The 17,977-nt window shown below is 65.7% G+C and carries 15 protein-coding genes; 9 read left to right on the plus strand and 6 right to left on the minus strand.

Features of this window, described 5'->3' with window-relative positions; all coding sequences use genetic code 11:
• Positions 1 to 152: 152 nt before the first annotated feature.
• Complete coding sequence (locus HALO32_RS10070) at positions 153 to 1,034, minus strand: ion transporter (protein WP_151443734.1); 882 nt, start codon at positions 1,032 to 1,034, stop codon at positions 153 to 155.
• Between the two features lie 30 nt (positions 1,035 to 1,064).
• Complete coding sequence (locus tag HALO32_RS10075) at positions 1,065 to 1,949, minus strand: CYTH domain-containing protein (RefSeq protein WP_151443735.1); 885 nt, start codon at positions 1,947 to 1,949, stop codon at positions 1,065 to 1,067.
• A gap of 104 nt (positions 1,950 to 2,053) precedes the next feature.
• Here HALO32_RS10075 and HALO32_RS10080 point away from each other — a divergent pair, with 104 nt between their 5' ends.
• The 6 genes from HALO32_RS10080 (at position 2,054) to glrR (ending at position 9,847) form a co-directional block, all read left to right on the plus strand.
• On the plus strand, positions 2,054 to 2,734 hold the full coding sequence (locus tag HALO32_RS10080; RefSeq protein ID WP_151443736.1) for a TIGR00153 family protein: 681 nt from the start codon (positions 2,054 to 2,056) through the stop codon (positions 2,732 to 2,734).
• Positions 2,735 to 2,810: 76 nt separating this feature from the next.
• Positions 2,811 to 4,076: an inorganic phosphate transporter gene (locus tag HALO32_RS10085; protein WP_151443737.1), complete on the plus strand. Its 1,266-nt coding sequence runs from the start codon at positions 2,811 to 2,813 to the stop codon at positions 4,074 to 4,076.
• Between the two features lie 180 nt (positions 4,077 to 4,256).
• Complete coding sequence (argA, locus tag HALO32_RS10090; RefSeq protein ID WP_151443738.1) at positions 4,257 to 5,570, plus strand: amino-acid N-acetyltransferase; 1,314 nt, start codon at positions 4,257 to 4,259, stop codon at positions 5,568 to 5,570.
• A gap of 780 nt (positions 5,571 to 6,350) precedes the next feature.
• On the plus strand, positions 6,351 to 7,868 hold the full coding sequence (locus HALO32_RS10095) for an ATP-binding protein (RefSeq protein ID WP_151443739.1): 1,518 nt from the start codon (positions 6,351 to 6,353) through the stop codon (positions 7,866 to 7,868).
• Positions 7,865 to 8,437, plus strand: a complete 573-nt coding sequence (locus HALO32_RS10100; protein ID WP_151443740.1) for a hypothetical protein — start codon at positions 7,865 to 7,867, stop codon at positions 8,435 to 8,437. The genes HALO32_RS10095 and HALO32_RS10100 overlap by 4 nt, the downstream gene beginning before the upstream one ends.
• A 15-nt stretch (positions 8,438 to 8,452) precedes the next feature.
• Positions 8,453 to 9,847 carry a two-component system response regulator GlrR gene (gene glrR / locus HALO32_RS10105; RefSeq protein WP_151443741.1) on the plus strand — a complete coding sequence of 465 codons (1,395 nt, stop codon included), beginning with the start codon at positions 8,453 to 8,455 and terminating at the stop codon, positions 9,845 to 9,847.
• Positions 9,848 to 9,924: 77 nt separating this feature from the next.
• Here glrR and HALO32_RS10110 read toward each other — a convergent pair whose 3' ends face one another.
• Both HALO32_RS10110 and xseA read right to left on the minus strand, forming a co-directional pair.
• Positions 9,925 to 10,578 (minus strand): peroxiredoxin, encoded by a 654-nt coding sequence (locus tag HALO32_RS10110; protein ID WP_151443742.1) that lies wholly within the window; start codon positions 10,576 to 10,578, stop codon positions 9,925 to 9,927.
• Between the two features lie 225 nt (positions 10,579 to 10,803).
• Entirely contained in the window at positions 10,804 to 12,147 is a 1,344-nt protein-coding gene (xseA, locus tag HALO32_RS10115; protein ID WP_151443743.1) for an exodeoxyribonuclease VII large subunit, read from the minus strand.
• Positions 12,148 to 12,370: 223 nt separating this feature from the next.
• Here xseA and guaB point away from each other — a divergent pair, with 223 nt between their 5' ends.
• Positions 12,371 to 13,840: an IMP dehydrogenase gene (guaB, locus tag HALO32_RS10120; protein ID WP_151443744.1), complete on the plus strand. Its 1,470-nt coding sequence runs from the start codon at positions 12,371 to 12,373 to the stop codon at positions 13,838 to 13,840.
• 95 nt (positions 13,841 to 13,935) lie between these two features.
• A complete protein-coding gene (gene guaA, locus HALO32_RS10125) occupies positions 13,936 to 15,513 on the plus strand; it encodes a glutamine-hydrolyzing GMP synthase (RefSeq protein WP_151443745.1) in 1,578 nt (525 codons plus the stop codon).
• Positions 15,514 to 15,536: 23 nt separating this feature from the next.
• Here the strand turns inward: guaA and HALO32_RS10130 are convergent, their stop codons facing one another.
• Positions 15,537 to 16,802, minus strand: coding sequence for a type II toxin-antitoxin system HipA family toxin (locus tag HALO32_RS10130; RefSeq protein ID WP_151443746.1), 1,266 nt, complete (start codon positions 16,800 to 16,802; stop codon positions 15,537 to 15,539).
• On the minus strand, positions 16,792 to 17,061 hold the full coding sequence (locus HALO32_RS10135; protein ID WP_151443747.1) for a helix-turn-helix transcriptional regulator: 270 nt from the start codon (positions 17,059 to 17,061) through the stop codon (positions 16,792 to 16,794). The genes HALO32_RS10130 and HALO32_RS10135 overlap by 11 nt, the downstream gene beginning before the upstream one ends.
• 374 nt (positions 17,062 to 17,435) lie before the next feature.
• Here HALO32_RS10135 and HALO32_RS10140 point away from each other — a divergent pair, with 374 nt between their 5' ends.
• Positions 17,436 to 17,897, plus strand: a complete 462-nt coding sequence (locus HALO32_RS10140; RefSeq protein ID WP_151443748.1) for a YchJ family protein — start codon at positions 17,436 to 17,438, stop codon at positions 17,895 to 17,897.
• Positions 17,898 to 17,977: the final 80 nt, after the last annotated feature.

Raw genomic sequence — 17,977 nt, forward strand, 5'->3', positions numbered from 1 at the left:
GATCACCTTGACGTGTTCTCGTCGCCATGCTCATGACGAATGGCGCCATGACCGCTATCGCACCACAGGATCTCCTAAAAAATCCGTAAAAATCCTTTCCCCACACCCGGGAAAGTCGCGCCAATCCGGGGCCTGCTGCTACTTCCCTTCCTTTACTCCTTTCCTCCTTCGCCACTCTTGGCGAGCCTCGGGTCGATCGTCTTCTCGTCCAGCCAGGTGCCGCAGCGCAGGCAGTAGCGCGCCTCGGTATCGTGGCGGTCGTAGCCGCAGCCCGGGCAGGCCTCGTCGGAGTAGCGCTCCTCGCGGATGGCACGGATCACCTGGGCGGAGAAGACCCCGGTGGGCACCGCGATGATCGAGTAGCCGGTCAGCATCAGCATCACGGTGATGGCCTGGCCGAGCGGGGTCACCGGCACGATATCGCCGTAGCCCACCGTGGTCAGGCTGACAATGGCCCAATAGATCGCCATGGGGATGCTGGTGAAGCCGGCCTCGGTAGGCTCTATCAGATACATCGCCGAAGCGAAGATGGTCACCAGGATAAAGATGCCGAAAAAGAACAGGAATATCTGATGGAGGCTGCGGTGCAGGGCATCGATCAGCAGTCGGGATTCGCCGACAAACTGCATCAGGCGCAGCACGCGGAAGATGCGCAAGGCACGTAGCAGGCGCACGACTACCAGCGCCTGGCCACCGGGCAGGATCAGCGTCAGCCAGGTGGGCAGGATGGCGACCACGTCGACGATACCGTAGAAGCTGCGCAGGTAGAGCCATGGCTTCTCGAGGCAGTAGAGGCGTATCGCCAGTTCCAGGGTGAAGGCGAGGGTGAAGCCCCACTCGATCCAGTAGAACAGAGTGCCGTAGTCGGCGCGCAGGCTCTCGATGCTCTCCAGCATCACCACCAGTACGCTGACCAGTATCGCCCCGATCAGGGCGATATCGAAGCCCTTGGCCAGCGGCGTATCGGACTCGAAGATGATCTGGAAGACCCGCGTTCGCAGACCCTCGCCGGCGGGCTTGTGAGTGTGTTTCACGGGGTTCGTCCTTGTAGTGGCCGAGGCCGGTCAGGCCAGGTCGACGTCGCCGGGCAGTCGGCGGGCCAGCCGCAGCATTCGACGGCCGAAGGCCGGGGTCAGCCAGGTTTCGGTGCCCAGTGCCTCGGCGAGGGCTCGGGCGTCGTCGCGAAGTTCCTCATCATCAAGGTCATCATCGCCCGTTTCGGCCAGGCGTTGGAAGGCGCGGCGTGCCTCTATGCGCCAGGCGTCCTGTCCGGTATCGGCCAGGGCATCCAGCGCCACGGTGGCGCGGTGCAACCAGGCCACCGGATCGCTGCCCGCTGGCAGTGTCCAGCTACCGCCGAGCAGCGCCCCGCCACGGGCCGCCTTGCTGGTGTCCGAGGGGCGCATGGGAATTGTATCGGCCAGCTCGTCGGCCAGCGACCACAGCGTCGCGGGGTCGCCCGCCTTGAGCTCCAGCTCCAGTTCACGGATGGGCACTGCCTGCTCACCCGCGTGGATGTCGCCCAGGTCCAGGGCAATCTCGAGGATCACCTCCTCCCCCTCCAGCCACCAGGCCTCGCGCACGAAATCGGTGGCGAAGCGTGGCACCAGGCGTTCGAGCAACTCCGGGTCGCGCTCTGCCATGGGGGGCAGGGTGGCCAGTCCCGCGAGATCGAGCCCCGGGCCCGGCACCTCCCACTCCCACTCGCCGCGGGTCGATAGGCCACCCCCGCCCTGGCCGCGGGTCTTGAGGGTCTGCAGCAGGCGGTCGCCGGCTCGGCGCAGGCGCAGCGCCATGCGCGCGCGCTCCAGGTCGCCCTCGGGCGTGTCGTAGTAGGTATTGCCCAGCCGCGTGAGCGTCGGGGCCGAACCGGCCAGGCGGGGGTGGCGGCGCAGCGCCTCGGGCGCCTCGGGCCCCAGGGCCAGTTTGAGCTCGATCTCGTCTGCCATCGGGGCGCTACCTCGTTTTGATGAATATTGGATGATTTTTTCATGACGGTGGTGGTGTCAGTCACTATACTGACGCCGCCATTTTCCAGGTTCACAGATGCCCCATGGTGACATCCAATCCCTTCTCCGCGATGTTCGGCCGCTCGCCATTCCATCCACTGCTGGCCCATATCGTCAAGGCCAGCGAGTGCGCCGACGAGCTGTTGCCTTTCTTCGAGGCCTCTCTCGTCGGCGACTGGGACACCGCCGCCCAGCATCGCGAGACCATCACGCGCCTCGAGCACGAGGCCGACGAGCTCAAGACCGAGCTGCGTCTCAATCTGCCCAACACCATGTTCCTGCCGGTGTCGCGCTCCGATCTTCTCGATCTGATCAGCGTCCAGGACAAGATCGCCAACAAGGTTCGCGACATCACCGGTATCATGCTCGGCCGCAGAATGCAGGTGCCCCAGGAACTGGCACAGCCGATGCGCGACTACATGCGCACTTCGGTGGCCTGTGTCGCCCAGGCGCGCCACGCCCTGGAGGAGCTCAAGGATCTGCTCGAGTCGGGCTTCGGTCGCAATGTATCCGATGTGATGCAGAAGATGATCCGTGAGCTGCACGTGCTCGAGCAGCAGGCCGACGGCCAGCAGGTGACCATTCGCCGGCAGCTCTTCGAGCTCGAGGATCGTCTGCCACCGGTGGACGTGATGTTCCTCTACAAGATCATCGACTGGGTGGGCGAGCTTTCCGACCGTGCCGAGCGCGTCGGCAGCCGCCTGCAGATCATGACGGCCAACTGAACATGACGGCCCCGGCGATCCCGGGGCCGTGTCGTGTTGACCTTCTCCATCAGACCGCAACAAGGGAACCCTCCCTATGTCGATCATTGCGCAACACGGTGAGATCTTCATCATCCTCGCCTGTCTCTTCGGTTTCTTCATGGCCTGGGGCGTCGGAGCCAACGATGTGGCCAACGCCATGGGCACCTCGGTGGGCTCCCGGGCCATCACCATCAAGCAGGCGATCATCATCGCCGTGATCTTCGAGTTCCTGGGCGCCTGGCTGGCTGGTGGCGAGGTAACCGACACCATCCGCAAGGGAATCATCGACCCCGAGCTGTTGCAGGATGATCCCCAACTGCTGGTCTACGGCATGCTGGCGGCGCTACTCGCTGCCGGTACCTGGTTGTTGATCGCCTCGGCCAAGGGCTGGCCGGTCTCCACCACTCACTCCATCGTCGGCGCCATCGTTGGCTTCGCTGCGGCTGGCCTGGGTGCGGGCGCGGTGGACTGGGGGGCGGTGGGCAAGATCGCCGCCAGCTGGCTGGTCTCGCCGCTGCTGGCCGGCTCCATCGCCTTCATGATCTTCAAGTCGGTGCAGCACCTGATCTTCGAGGCGCGGGACCCCTTCGCCGCGGCCAAGCGCTACGTGCCTATCTACGTCTTCCTGGTCGGCTTTATCGTCGCCATGGTGACCCTCACCAAGGGGCTCAAACACGTCGGCCTGGATCTCGGCTTCGGTGCCAGCTTCCTGGTAGCCGCGCTCTTCGGTGTCACCTGTTTGATCCTGGGCGTCCTGCGTGAGCGCCGGGTCAGCCGTGTCATGCGCCAGACCGATCAGTTCGGCTTCGGCAGCGTCGAGCAGGTCTTCGGCGTGCTGATGATCTTCACGGCCTGCGCCATGGCCTTTGCCCACGGCTCCAACGACGTGGCCAACGCCGTGGGGCCGCTGGCGGCGGTGATCAGCGTGGTCCAGAGCGGCGGGGATGTGGAAGGCGCGGCCCTGGTGCCCTGGTGGGTGCTGGTGCTGGGTGGCGGCGGTATCGTCGTCGGCCTGGTCACCTATGGCCACAAGGTGATCGCCACGGTGGGTACCGGCATCACCGAGCTCACCCCGAGCCGCGGCTTTGCCGCGACCCTCTCCGCCGCCACCACCGTGGTGCTGGCCTCGGGTACCGGCCTGCCGATCTCCACCACCCATACCCTGGTGGGGGCCGTGCTGGGTGTGGGGCTGGCCCGTGGCATGGCAGCGCTCAATCTGCGGGTCATCGGCACCATTATCATGTCGTGGCTGATCACCCTGCCGGCCGGTGCCGGTCTCGCGATCCTGTTTTTCTTCGCGTTCAAGGGGATGTTTGGTTAAGCGCCGAGCTACAAGCGCCGAGCTACAAGAAAACCCGGAGGCTGAGGCCTTCGGGTTTTCCTTTGCGACGGCTGATTCATGCTGCTTGGCTGCTTGCAGCTGACCAGTGCCGCCGTTTTTGTCACTCTGATATAGTGATGCTCGGCTCCCTCTTCGTTCACCTGCTGCCGGAGTGCGGCCTTGGATACTCGTTTCCCCTTCGTGGACTGGTTCCGCAATTCTTCGCCCTATATCAACGCCCACCGTGGCCGCACCTTCGTCATCCTGATCGAGGGCGAAGCCATGGCCAGTGGGCGAGGCGAGCAGCTGATTCAGGACCTGGCGCTACTGCACACCCTGGGCGTGCGCCTGGTGGTGGTGTTCGGTATCCGGCCGCAGGTGCAGAAGGCGCTGAACGAGGCGAGCATCGTGCCCAGTCGTCACCAGGGGCGCTGGGTGGCCGACGAGGCCATCATGACCCGGGTCGAGCGTATCGCCGCCGAGCAGCGGCTATGGTTGGAGGCGCGACTTTCGCCGGGGTTGCCCAATACGCCGCTGCACGGCATCGAGATGACCGTGGTTTCCGGCAACCTGGTGATGGCCAAGCCGCTGGGCGTGCGTGAAGGTGTCGATTTCGACCACAGCGGCGAGGTGCGTCGGGTACGGTCGGAAGCCATCGAGGGGCTGCTCGAACGCGGTTCGCTGGTGGTGCTGCCGCCGCTGGGCTTCTCCAGCACCGGCGAGGTCTTCGACCTGGACGCCGCCGAGGTGGCTCGCCACGCCGCCACGGCGCTCGGCGCCGACAAGCTGATCCTGCTTGGCGAGGCCAGCGGCCTGTTCGACCGCAGCGGCCAGCTCCAGCGACAGCTGACCCCGGCTGAGGCCGAGCCGCTGTTTCAACAGGCCGATCCCTCCAGCGAACTCGCCCGGCACCTTGGCGCGGCCTGTATCGCCGCACGGTATGGCGTGGCCCGCACCCACCTGCTCTCCTGGCACGACCACGACGCCCTGCTCGGTGAACTCTTCACCCGTGACGGCGTGGGCACCATGATCACCGAGCATCGCTATGAGCAGCTGCGAGCGGCGGAGCTTGGCGATATCGGCGGCCTTCTCGAACTGCTCGAGCCGCTGGAGCAGCAAGGCATGCTGGTGCCGCGCTCCCGGGAACGGCTGGAGTACGAGATCGACGACTACCTGGTGATCGAGCGCGACGGCATGATCATCGGCTGTGCCGCCCTGCATACCTTCGGCGACGCCACGATGGGAGAGCTGGCTTGCGTCGCAGTCCACGACGACTATCGTGGAGGCGCACGCGGGGAGTTGCTGCTTGCCGAGATCGAGCGCCGGGCCCGCCGCCTGGAGCTCTCGGCGCTGTTCGCGCTGACCACCCACACGACCCACTGGTTCTTCGAACACGGCTTTCGCCTGGCCGATATCGAGACCTTACCGCCGCTGCGTCGCGACACCTACAGCCACGCCCGCAAGTCCAAGATCCTGGTCAAGGCCATGGCCTGAGGGCGCACTGTCACCGGGAGGCGTCGCCGAGGTTAGCGGCGTCTCCGAATGGAGACGATTTAACTCTCTGAAAATCAATGAGTTCGTCAGAAATATTTGAATGACGTCGCAAGTTGGCGACGAAAGCTTGCCCCCAGGCGCTTTCTCGCCACCCGTTAGCGGGCTTTGTTCGGCCCATGCCGCTTTATCTTTTCTATAATCCTCTGATTTATATTGTTTTATGCGATTTCTGGCACGCCATTGGCAACTGCCAGGGAGAGCAACTGTCTGCTCCAAGCGATGTGCAATGTCAGGTTGCGATGAGACGATACCGCCGTCAGGCAAGGAGCGGTATCGAAAGGGCAAGGATGCCCCGGCAGGGATGCCTCTCCCCCGGCAGGGGGATCGAATTGCGCAGCATCGCGTTGGCCTGCGGCCGAGGCGGTGGTGTCAGGAGCGGAGCAGGGCGGCGTGCCACACGATGGTTTGCCACTCGCATGAGGATGACCAGCCCCTGGTGGCAGATGGCACCTCATGGCTTCGGGGTCTTACCGGCCCATGGACCTTCGTGCAATGGACGGATCAGGCCGTCGATTGATCGAATGTCCAGACCCTTCAGTTCCCTGCGTATTGGGCCGGCTCTGCCGGCCCTTTTTTTCTAGCGGCCTGTTGTCAGGCTTTCCTGGCGGAATCTTTCCAGCGGGATGACGGCGATTGGCCACGGGGCGCTCGGCAGAACTCTGGTATCCTTGTCAATGGACGATGGTGTTTCCCGTTACTCTTCAGCAAAGAACGCTGTTCATGACCTCAGCCGTTACGCGTCGCTGGCGGCCGCGCTCGCTGTTGCAGCTGGTGCTGCTGGCCTTCCTGGTGGTGATGTTGCCGCTGGCCGTGCTGATGATCCAGGCCGGCCAGGCCATCTCCGAGCTGTCACGCCTGGCTGATGTCAGTGCCCGCCAGGCAGTGGAAGAGACGCGGCGTGCCCGTTCGCTGGGGGCTCTGGCGCTGGAGATGGAGCGCGCTGCCCGCCAGTATGCCGTGGTCGAGCAGGAGAGCCTGCTGGAGATTTTCGACGACCGTCTCGAAGAGTTCCGCGAGTTACTGGCTCAGCAGCGCCAGCTGCTTCCTGACGATCCCGATGTGGCGGTGCTGGAGGAGCAGCTCGACCGCCTCGCCGAGATGCCCGATCTGCCGCTCGAGGCCTTCACCGCCCGGCTCGCCGATTTCCTGACCTTTGCCCAGCATACCGAGGCGATACGCCGCGCCACCAACCAGCACATCGACGCACGCATCGAGGGTATCCGCGCCCGCGCCGAGGCCGTGCAGGTGCGCCTCTGGTGGCAGACCGCGGCCCTGGTCTCGGCGAGTCTGGTATTGATGCTGCTGTTCACACGCCTGATCATCCATCCGATTCGCCAACTGGAGCGTCGTATCCTGGGGATCGGCAGCGTGCATGGCGACAGGGGACAGACGCCGAAGCCCCTTAAGGGCCCGGCGGAACTGGTTGTCCTGGATGAGCGGCTGGACTGGCTGGCCTCGCGGCTCGATGAACTGGAGGCCCAGAAACAGCAGTTCCTGCGCCACATGTCTCACGAGCTCAAGACGCCGCTGGCCAGCGTGCGCGAGGGCTCGTCGCTGCTTGCCGACGGCGTGGCCGGCGAGGTCACGCCGCGCCAGCGCGAGATCCTCGACCTGATCGATGCCAGCGGCCGCGACCTGCAACGTCTGATCGAGCAGCTGCTCGACTACAACCTGCTCCAGCAAGATCGCCAGCTGGATATCGAGCAGCAGGATGTCGCCCCCATGGTCAAGGAAGTGCTGGCCAAGCATCGCCTGGCCCTCGACAGCAAGCGGATGCGGGTCAGCTGCTTCGATGGTCCCCTGGTGTGGGCGCTCGATCGCACCGCCACGGTTCGGATCCTCGACAATCTGATCTCCAATGCCGTCGCCTATGGCGAGGACGGCGGCGTGATGGAGATTCGTGCCCGTGCGCTGCGCGACCGGCTGGTGATCGAGGTGGCCAACAGCGGCGAGCGGATTGCCGAGGAGGATAGCACCCGGCTCTTCGAAGCCTTCTTCCAGGGCCAGGGACGCCGCAAGGGTCCGCTCAAGGGCTCCGGCATCGGCCTCTCGGTGGCCGCCGACTGCGCTCGGCTCCAGCACGGCAGCCTGGAACTCGTCGACGATGCCCGGCTGGCGGTGTGCTTTCGCCTGACCCTGCCGCGTCGAGCCCCGGCGCCCGTGCAAGACCTCGATCACGAGCACGAACCCCCGACGCCCGCCCTGGCGGGCGACCACTCGAGGAATGACACCTCATGACCACGCGCTCCTGGCTCCTGTGCCTGGCCATGGCCCTGCTGGCCGGCTGTCAGTATCTGCCCGAGCAGCTGCAGTTGCCCGCTGGCCCCTCTTCCCAACAGAGCCCCTCCAATGGCTCGGCGCTGTGCCATGCCGAGTTACCGGATTTCGACAACGCCCCCTGCCTGCTTCACGACTGGGTGGCCTTCGGCCTGGCCTCTCAGCGCGGCGACCGAGTCTGGCGTGAGGCCACCCTAACGCGCCTCGGTGGCGAGAGTGCCGAGCGGCGCCTGGCGCGGGCCGTGCTGCTTGCCTGGGGTGATCGGCGCCAGTGGAACCGAGCCTCGGCGCTCTACAAGGCCGATCTGCACGCTGCACCGTCAGACCTGCAGCCGCTGCTGCGTTACTGGCTCAACGAGCTGGAGGGCCGCCGCCGCCTGGCCGGACAGCTGGCCGAGAGCCGGAGCGAGCAGGAGGCCACCCTGGAGGAGAACGCGGCCCTCACCGAGGAACTCGAGGCCCTGGCCGAGAAGCTCGATCAGCTCACCGCCATTGAACAGAGCATCAACCTGCGACAGCAGAATGAATGAATCGGGAGAGATGACATGAAGCAGACCGGACGCCTGGCCAATGCCGGCGGACATGCCGCCCACATCCTGCTGGTGGATGATGACGTCAGCCTGTTGAAACTGCTGGGCATGCGGCTCGAGAGCCGGGGCTACCGTGTCACCACGGCGGAAAGTGGCCGCGAGGCTCTCAAGCGGCTGGAAGTCGCTCGTCCCGACCTGGTGCTGTCCGACCTGCGCATGGACGAGATGGACGGCCTGGCACTGTTCCAGGAGCTCCAGCGCCGAGTGCCGGGCCTGCCGGTGATCATCCTCACGGCCCACGGATCGATTCCCGATGCCGTCAGCGCCACCCGCCAGGGGGTGTTCGGCTTCCTCACCAAGCCGGTGGATCGCGACGAGCTCTTCGCCGCCATCGACGATGCCCTGGCCCAGACCTCCACTTCCGCCACCGAGGGGGACGACCACTGGCGCGAGGCGATCATTACCCGCAGCCCGGAGATGGAGCGGATCCTCGAGCAGGCCCGCATGGTGGCCGCCGCGGATGTCAGCGTCCTGATTACCGGCGCCTCGGGCTCCGGCAAGGAGCTGCTGGCCGGCGCCATCCACAAGGCCAGCCCTCGGGCGGACAAGCCCTTCGTGGCGATCAACTGCGGTGCGCTGCCCGAGCAGCTGCTGGAGAGCGAACTCTTCGGCCACGCCCGGGGCGCCTTCACCGGGGCGGTGAGCGAGCACCGCGGTCTTTTCCTGGCGGCCGACGGTGGCACCCTGTTCCTCGACGAGATCGGCGACATGCCGCTGACACTGCAGGTCAAGCTGCTGCGTGCCCTGCAGGAGCGACAGATCCGCCCGCTCGGCTCCACCACCTCGGTCCCCATCGACGTGCGTATCATCTCGGCGACGCATCGCGACCTGGACCGCGCCATGCAAGAGGGCGAGTTTCGTGAGGACCTCTACTACCGCCTCAACGTGGTGAATCTTCGGTTGCCGCCGCTCAACGAGCGTGCCGAGGACGTACCGCTGCTGGCCAAGCACCTGGTGGCCCAGGCCGCCGCCCGGCACAAGCCCTTCGTCAAGGGCTTCTCGCCGGAGGCACTCAACCTGCTGGCCGCCTCGGCCTGGCCCGGCAACGTGCGCCAGTTGGTCAACGTGGTGGAGCAGTGTGTGGCCCTGACCACCTCGCCGATGATTCCGGAGGGGCTGGTGGCCCAGGCGCTGGCCGCCGAGGAGAGTGTCCTGCCGACCTTCAATGACGCAAGGGCCGGCTTCGAGCGCCGCTACCTGGTCAAGGTGCTCAAGATCACCGACGGCAACGTCACCCAGGCGGCGCGCATCGCCGGGCGCAACCGCACCGATTTCTACAAGCTGCTGGCCCGCCACGAGCTCGAGCCCGGCACCTTCAAGCCGACCGCTCGTCGGGCAGAGCACCACTAAACTCTCCGCAGCGGGACACAACGCAAGACCCCCTGCCGGGGCAGGGGGTCTTGGTAGCGCGAGCTAAACCGCCAGCCTTACTTGGGCAGCTTGGTCCAGCGCAGATAGGGGAAGATGGTCTCGTATTCACCGAACTTCGCCTTGGCATCCTCGTCGGAGACCGTCGGCGGGATGATCACGTCTTCACCGACGTTCCAGTCGGCGGGTGTCGCCACGCCCTTGCCGTTGGCGGTCTGCAGGGCGTCCAGGGCGCGCAGCACCTCGGCGAAGTTACGGCCCACGTTCATCGGGTAGGTCATGGAGAGCTTGAGCTGCTTGTCCGGCCCGATGATGAACACCGAGCGCACGGTAGCGCTGTCTGCCGGGGTGCGGCCGTCCGGCAGGTAGGCATCGGCCGGCAGCATGTCGAACTGCTTGGCGACCTTGAGGTCCTCGTCGGCGATGATCGGGAAACCGACATCGCAGCTGGCGAAGCTGGAGATGTCATTGATCCACTTCTTGTGGTCTTCCACGCCGTCCACCGAGACGCCGATCACCTTGGTGCCGCGCTTGTTCCACTCATCGTTGAGCTTGGCCACGGCGCCGAACTCGGTGGTGCAGACGGGAGTGAAGTCCTTGGGGTGGGAGAAGAGGATCGCCCAGTTGTCGCCGATCCACTCGTGGAAGCGGATCGGGCCCTGGCTGGTATCGGCCTCGAAATCGGGGACGACGTCATTGATGCGAAGTGACATGGTGCAACTCCCTATCGTTCTGGTGGTTGAAGCTGCCGGCACGCTTGCTGCCATGCTGGCAGTGAAAGCCGTGTTGAGCGTTCCGACATTGTCGGGCCTGGCGGCGCTCTGGACAACGGCCCGGCAGCGCCTTCTTATTTTTTCAAAGACTAACTTTATACGATAAAACTATATCAACCAGCGGCAAAGGTCGCCAAGGGGCGGAGTGTCGCACCCATGCCGGTCTCATTCGCCATCGCTTTCGCGTACCCGCAGGGCGAGGCGCCCTTCGCCCAGACGCGCCTCGAGCGCCTGACCGGGCACAACCTCGCTTGCCCGCCGGATGACCTGTCCTTGTTCGTCCTCGAGGATGGCGTAGCCCCGCCCCAGCACCGCCAGCGGGCTGACGGCCTGAAGCTCGCGCACCAGTCCGCCCAGCCGCTCGCGATGGTGGGCCAGCTCTCGCGGCATGGCCTGATGGAGCCGTCCGCGGGCTCGCGTGAGCCGCTGTTCGGCCTGCTCCACCAGCCGGCCCGGCGAGCGCAGCACAAGGCGCTGGCGCAGGTGTTGCTCTCGGCGCTGTTCGCCGTCGAGCCGGGCCTGCATGGCCCGCCGCAGGCGTCCTTCCAGCTCGGCCAGTTGCCGGCGGCGCGCGGCCAGCACCTCGCCGGGGTGGCGCAGCCGGGCCCGCAGGTGATCCAGCCGCTGGGCTTCGGTCTCCAGGCGGGCGCGCTGGGCCCTGATGAGCCGCTCGGCCAGCCGCTCGAGGCGGTGGCGCCGTTCGTGGCGGTCGGGCACCAGCTGCTCGGCGGCGGCGGAAGGCGTTGGGGCGCGCATGTCGGCGGCGAAGTCGGCCAGGGTGACATCCACCTCGTGGCCCACCGCCGACATCACCGGCAACCGCGAATGGAAGATTGCGCGCGCCAGGTGCTCGTCATTGAAGGCCCACAGATCCTCCAGGCTGCCGCCACCGCGGGTGATCAGGATGGCGTCGTGGGCCGGGTCCAGCGCCGGCTGGCGGTTGAGCAGCCCCAGAGCCGAGATCAGCGCCGGGGCGGCCTCGCGCCCCTGCACCGGCACCGGGATCAGCGTCACCTGCGTAAGCGGCCAGCGTGCCGCCAGCACCGCCAGCACATCGCGGATCGCCGCGCCGGTGGGCGAAGTGAGCACCAGCAGGTGGCGCGGCGGATAGGGCAGGGGACGTGCGTTGGCGAATACGCCCTCGACGGCGAGTCGGGCCTTGAGCCGCTCGAAGGCCGCCAGCAGCTCGCCTTCGCCCGCCGCCTGTACCGCCTCGACGATCAGCTGATAGTCGCCGCGTGGCTCGAACAGCGACACCTGGCCGCGGACCTTGACCCGGTCGCCGTCGCGCAGTGGGGCGGCCACGAAGCGCACCCGGGGGCGGAACAGGGCGCAACGCAGCTGGGCCCGATCATCCTTGAGGGTGAAGTAGATGTGCCCCGAGCCCGGCCGCGACACTCCGGAGAGCTCGCCCTCCACCCACACCTCGCCGAGATCCTGCTCCAGCGCCTGGCGGGCGCGGCGATTGAGCTCGCTGACGGAGAGGGCGGCGTTCTCGAGGCGAGGCATGGCGTGATCATCCCTGGCGAGTGGAGGCCAATACCCTAGCATGTGCCGCGGTTCCGGGTGCAGCGCCCCTCCCGTCGGCCTGTCGCCGGAGCCGTCACGAGCGGTAGTACGATCAGTGATACTCCTCGGTACCCGTGACTCGCATTGCCGCCCCCCGGCCGGGGTCGCTATAATGGGGGATTAACTTCACTCCCTCCCACCAGTTCACTGGGTGTTGCCGCCTATGTTACGTATGGCCCAAGAAGCTCTTACGTTCGATGACGTATTACTCGTGCCCGGGTATTCTGATGTCCTGCCCAACGACGTCAGCCTCAGGACCCGCCTGACCCGCGACCTCTTCCTGAATATCCCCCTGCTTTCCGCGGCCATGGATACCGTCACCGAGGCCCGCCTGGCCATCGCCATGGCCCAGGAAGGCGGCATCGGCATCATCCACAAGAGCATGACCATCGCCCACCAGGCCGCCGAAGTGCGCAAGGTCAAGAAGCACGAGAGCGTGATCGTCAAGGATCCCATTACCGTGGGGCCCAAGGCCAAGCTGGCGGACCTGCTGGCCATGGCCGACGAGCATGGCTTTTCGGGTTTCCCGGTCGTGGAGGGCGAGACCCTGGTGGGTCTGGTGACCCAGCGCGACATGCGCTTCCAGCCCAATCAGGGCGACAGCGTGGCCGACATCATGACCCCCGGTGAGAAGCTCGTCACCGTGCCGGTGGGCACCGGGCTCGATATCATCAAGGGTAAGATGCAGGAGCACCGCATCGAGAAGATGCTGGTGGTGGACGACGACTTCCGCCTGCGTGGCCTGGTCACTTTCCAGGACATCGAGAAGGCCCGCACCTTTCCCTACGCCGCCAAGGATGCCGACGGTCGCCTGCTGGTCGGTGCCGCCGTGGGCACCGGCCCCGAGACCCCCGACCGCGTCGCCGCGCTGGCCGAGGCCGGTGTCGATGTCGTGGTCGTCGACACCGCCCACGGTCATTCCAGTGGCGTGATCGAGCGGGTGCGCTGGGTGAAGGAGCACTTTCCGCAGATCCAGGTGGTGGGCGGCAATATCGCCACCGCGGAGGCCGCCCAGGCGCTGGCCGAGGCCGGCGCCGATGCCGTCAAGGTGGGGATTGGCCCCGGCTCCATCTGCACCACCCGCATCGTCGCCGGCGTGGGCGTGCCGCAGATCACCGCCGTCTCCAACGTGGCCGCGGCACTAGTGCCCTACGATATCCCGCTGATCGCCGACGGCGGCGTGCGCTTCTCCGGGGACCTGGCCAAGGCCGTGGCCGCCGGCGCCAGCACCGTGATGGTCGGTGGCCTGCTGGCCGGCACCGAGGAAGCCCCGGGCGAGATCGAACTCTATCAGGGCCGCACCTACAAGGCCTACCGCGGCATGGGGTCGATGGGGGCCATGTCCCAGAAGCAGGGCAGTGCCGACCGCTACTTCCAGGACAAGAGCGAGGGCGCCGAGAAGCTGGTGCCGGAAGGTATCGAAGGTCGCGTGCCCTACAAGGGCATGATGAGTGGCATCGTCCACCAGTTGATGGGCGGCCTGCGCGCCTCCATGGGCTACACCGGCTGCCGCGACATCCAGGAGATGCGCACCAAGCCGCAGTTCATGCAGATCACCGGTGCCGGTTTCGCCGAGTCACACGTGCATGACGTGCAGATCACCAAGGAAGCCCCCAACTACCGCGCGGGTTGAACCAAGCTTGACGCCGGAAGCTTGAAGCTGGAAGTGGCCGCGCCGCTTCCAGCTTTCGTGTTTCCGGGCCGTTCGCCTCTCAAAGGAAAGGCCTCATGACCGATATCCATGCCCACAAGATCCTGATCCTCGACTTCGGCTCCCAGTACACCCAGTTGATCGCCCGCCGGGTGCGCGAGATCGGCGTCTATTCCGAGGTGCGCGCCTTCGATATTACCGAGGCCGAGATCCGCGAGTACGCGCCCAACGGGATCATCCTCGCCGGCGGCCCGGAATCCGTCACCGAACTGGATTCGCCCCGCGCCCCCCAGTGCGTGTTCGAGATGGATCTGCCGGTGCTGGGTATCTGCTACGGCATGCAGACCATGGCCGAGCAGCTCGGTGGCGCGGTGGAGGGCTCGAAGGTTCACGAGTTCGGTTACGCCCAGATCCGCATCGATGAAGAGACCGCACTCTTCCGCAACATCTCCGACCACATCGACCATGAGACCGGGCGCAACCTGCTGGATGTGTGGATGAGCCACGGCGACAAGGTCTCCCGGGTGCCGAGCGAGTTCACCGTCACCGCCTCCACCCCGAGTTGCCCCATCGCCGCCATGGCCTGGGAGGAGAAGCGCTTCTATGGCGTGCAGTTCCACCCCGAGGTGACCCACACCCTCCAGGGCCTGCGCATCCTCGAGCATTTCGTGCTGGAAATCTGCGGTGCCGAGCGCCTCTGGACCCCGGCGCAGATCATCGAGGACCAGATCGAGCGCGTGCGCGAGCAGGTCGGCGATCGCCACGTGCTGCTCGGCCTCTCCGGCGGCGTCGACTCCTCGGTGGTGGCAGCACTCCTGCACAAGGCGATCGGCGACCAGCTGACCTGCGTGTTCGTCGACAACGGCCTGCTGCGCAAGGCCGAGGGCGAGCAGGTGATGGAGACCTTCGGCCGTCACATGGGCGTGAAGGTGATCCGCGTCAACGCCGAGCCGCTGTTCCTCTCCAAGCTCGAGGGCGAGGTCGACCCCGAGGCCAAGCGCAAGATCATCGGCAACACCTTCATCGAGGTGTTCGACGAGGAAGCCGCCAAGATCGAGGGCGTCGACTTCCTGGCCCAGGGCACCATCTACCCGGACGTGATCGAATCCGCCGCCAGCAAGACCGGCAAGGCCCACGTGATCAAGTCGCACCACAACGTGGGCGGCCTGCCCGAGACCATGAAGCTCACGCTGGTCGAGCCGCTGCGCGAGCTGTTCAAGGACGAGGTGCGCAAGCTCGGCGTCGAGCTCGGCCTGCCCTACGACATGGTCTACCGCCACCCCTTCCCGGGGCCGGGCCTGGGGGTGCGCATCCTCGGTGAGGTGAAGAAGGAGTACGCCGACATCCTGCGCGAGGCCGATGCCATCTTCATCGAGGAGCTGCACCGCGCCGACTGGTACCACAAGACCAGCCAGGCCTTCGCCGTCTTCCTGCCGGTGCGCTCGGTCGGCGTGGTCGGCGACGCCCGCCGCTACGAGTGGGTGATCGCCTTGCGCGCCGTGGAGACCATCGACTTCATGACCGCCCGCTGGGCGCACCTGCCCTACGAACTGCTGGAGACCGTCTCCAACCGCATCATCAACGAGATCACCGGCGTCTCCCGCGTGACCTACGACGTCAGCAGCAAGCCGCCGGCGACGATCGAGTGGGAGTGAGGCAGGCGTCTCTGGTATAAGCGTTATCCATGACTCGCCGCCCACCGCTCCGGAAGCTTCCGGCAGTTGCCCCTCAAGCGCTGCTGCAATCTCTCCAGCAGCTTCTGTTCGGTGCCTTGAGGGGCCTCTGCACTCAGGGTCGCTATGGTGCTATCGATGGCCGCCGGCATGCGTTCGGCGAGTTTGAGTCCCTGGCGAAGGAAGTAGCGTGGCTGGAACCGCATCGCGCGGGCTAGCGTTTCAAGGTGTGAACGCTCGATATGGCCGGGGCGATCCTCTCCGGCAACGCGAAACGCGAAGCGGCGTGACAGCGCGCTGTAGAGCGTCGTGCTCATCAGGTCGTAGAACGGCGCCAACCTTGGCCCCTCGTCGGTGTAGAGGATGGCGAGGTTCTTGGCGTGGCTGTCGTTATTGCCGATCAGCAGATTGAAGAAGAACCAGCCGATCAGGCGCTGCAGGTCCTTGGCCGGCGTGCCGACCTGCTGCAGGAGTTCGCGACAGCGCGCCAGGCCTGGACCGCCGTCACTTTCGTATTTGATCAGTGACGGTGTTCCGGCGAGCTGGCAGACGTCGAGCTGGTGCAGGCGTCGCAGCCCGCCCTGCTCATCGGGTACGCGGTCATATCGGCGTACCAGGCAGGCCCGGGTCTCGGGCTGGTAGCTGGCCTCGGCGACCCCGAGCCCAAGCTCGGTGGCCAGTTGCATACAGAAGGTCTCGTTGATGGCGGAGCCCCATACGCCTCTCAGGCCCTGGATGTCCGGCTTGAGGATATGGCTGGACGGCGCCGATCCTTCCGGTATGGCGGGGCTCCCGTCTTCAAGCACCATCAGCAGGAGCTTGTCCTGAGCCCCGGCCAGCGAGATGCGGGCTTCCTCGTCCTGCTGGGAGAGCAAGGGGCCGCGTTCCCGGTGCTGTAGGTGTTCCGCTAGCGCTTCCCAGCTGATGGGGCGATAGGTCGGTGGAGCCGGTGATTCGCCCGGTGGTAGCAGGGTGAAGCCGCTGGCCGTGTCCCCGCCGATGGCCTTCAGCAGACCGAAGACGGTGTTGGTGTGGTGACGAAGCTCCAGGTGGTGGCGCAGGTCGCCTTCCGGCAGCAGGTTCTCGAAGTAGGCCAGCACCTCATGACCAACGTGAAGGCGCCGCGTAAGCAGCAGCGAAGGCGATAGACTCACCGCCTCCGGATGCGCCTGCCATGCGGGGGCATACTCGAAGTGCAGCGGTTCAGCGTCATACAGCCGACCCACATAGCGGTCGCCGTGGTAAACCTCCAGGCTGCCCTCACTCGCCATGGTGGTTGCCACCCTTGCGCCGCACGATCACTTCGAGTCCCATCAGGTCCAGCACGTCCAACACCTTTTGGAGTTGCAGGGTCGGCTTGCCCCGCTCCAGGTCGACGATGAAGCGATTTCCGGTGCCGGCCAGCCCGGCCAGGTCGGTCTGCAGCAGCCCCTGCTCGGCGCGTAGTTGACGCACCAGCTTGCCGAGGTCTTCGCTGTGGCGAATGGGAACGGCCAAGGGGGCCGGCGCAGGGACGTCGTGTGTTGGCATGGCAGACTCGCGAGTGATTACCGTGCGGTAATTCTAGACGCGAGTATGGCGATCCGCAATGGAATAATTACCGAACGGTAATCTTATCGCGGATCAAGCCCTGAGTCGTTAAAACAGTTACCGTTCGGTAATTTTTTTTCACGTATGCTCCCTTGCGCTATTGTTCGATTCACGTCAAAAACTCCCATGCCCATGCTGCAGTTATGCTACGAATTTGGCTTTCAAGGAATAAGCCGATGACAGCACTCTCCCAACTATCCGCTCTGAAGCGCTCCGCAACGCCGAAGTCAACGAGGCCGTCAGCTTTGCGGCTTCACCGTTGACGCTGTTGGGCGGAACGCCCTGGGGGCCCACCACACGAGGTTCTTGCTTGGATGAAACAGCCGGTCCGCACAGCTTGCCCCTGCGGCAGCGGTCGTCCACTCACCGACTGCTGCGGGCGCTATCATGCCGGCGAGTGGCCGCCGACTCCCGAGGCGTTGATGCGCTCGCGCTACAGCGCCTTCGTGCTCGACCTTCCCGACTACCTGCTGGCGACCTGGCACCCGAGCACCCGGCCGTCGAGCCTTGGGCCAGACGCCGTGACCGTCTGGAAGTGTCTCGAGGTGCTCGAGAGCGGCGAGGAGGGCGAGAGGGGATGGGTGCATTTCCGCGCCACCTTCCGCGAGGGCAAACGCTGGTCGGTGCTGGAAGAGTCCTCACGCTTCGTGCGCGAGGCGGGGCGCTGGTTCTATCTCGATGGCAACCCTGCTGTCCATCGGCTCAAGCCCGGCCGCAATGCGCCCTGCCCCTGCGGCAGCGGGCGCAAGTTCAAGTCCTGCTGTGGCCCGTTCTAACGGAGTAGGTTGCGTTTGTTTATGGTGCGGGTGAGCCGCAACGGCCGGCGAACTCGCGGATGAAGGATTGAGAGGTTATC

The organism is Halomonas lysinitropha (assembly GCF_902500215.1).
Classification (GTDB): domain Bacteria; phylum Pseudomonadota; class Gammaproteobacteria; order Pseudomonadales; family Halomonadaceae; genus Halomonas; species Halomonas lysinitropha.

Coding starts and splice junctions, on each gene's coding strand:
- HALO32_RS10075 (WP_151443735.1), bottom strand. CDS start 1,949: ATGGCAGACGAGATCGAGCTCAAACTGGCCCTGGGGCCCGAGGCGCCC.
- glrR (WP_151443741.1), top strand. CDS start 8,453: ATGAAGCAGACCGGACGCCTGGCCAATGCCGGCGGACATGCCGCCCAC.
- HALO32_RS10135 (WP_151443747.1), bottom strand. CDS start 17,061: ATGCCAACACACGACGTCCCTGCGCCGGCCCCCTTGGCCGTTCCCATT.
- xseA (WP_151443743.1), bottom strand. CDS start 12,147: ATGCCTCGCCTCGAGAACGCCGCCCTCTCCGTCAGCGAGCTCAATCGC.
- HALO32_RS10100 (WP_151443740.1), top strand. CDS start 7,865: ATGACCACGCGCTCCTGGCTCCTGTGCCTGGCCATGGCCCTGCTGGCC.
- HALO32_RS10130 (WP_151443746.1), bottom strand. CDS start 16,802: ATGGCGAGTGAGGGCAGCCTGGAGGTTTACCACGGCGACCGCTATGTG.
- HALO32_RS10095 (WP_151443739.1), top strand. CDS start 6,351: ATGACCTCAGCCGTTACGCGTCGCTGGCGGCCGCGCTCGCTGTTGCAG.
- HALO32_RS10140 (WP_151443748.1), top strand. CDS start 17,436: ATGAAACAGCCGGTCCGCACAGCTTGCCCCTGCGGCAGCGGTCGTCCA.
- HALO32_RS10085 (WP_151443737.1), top strand. CDS start 2,811: ATGTCGATCATTGCGCAACACGGTGAGATCTTCATCATCCTCGCCTGT.
- guaB (WP_151443744.1), top strand. CDS start 12,371: ATGTTACGTATGGCCCAAGAAGCTCTTACGTTCGATGACGTATTACTC.
- HALO32_RS10080 (WP_151443736.1), top strand. CDS start 2,054: ATGGTGACATCCAATCCCTTCTCCGCGATGTTCGGCCGCTCGCCATTC.
- HALO32_RS10110 (WP_151443742.1), bottom strand. CDS start 10,578: ATGTCACTTCGCATCAATGACGTCGTCCCCGATTTCGAGGCCGATACC.
- guaA (WP_151443745.1), top strand. CDS start 13,936: ATGACCGATATCCATGCCCACAAGATCCTGATCCTCGACTTCGGCTCC.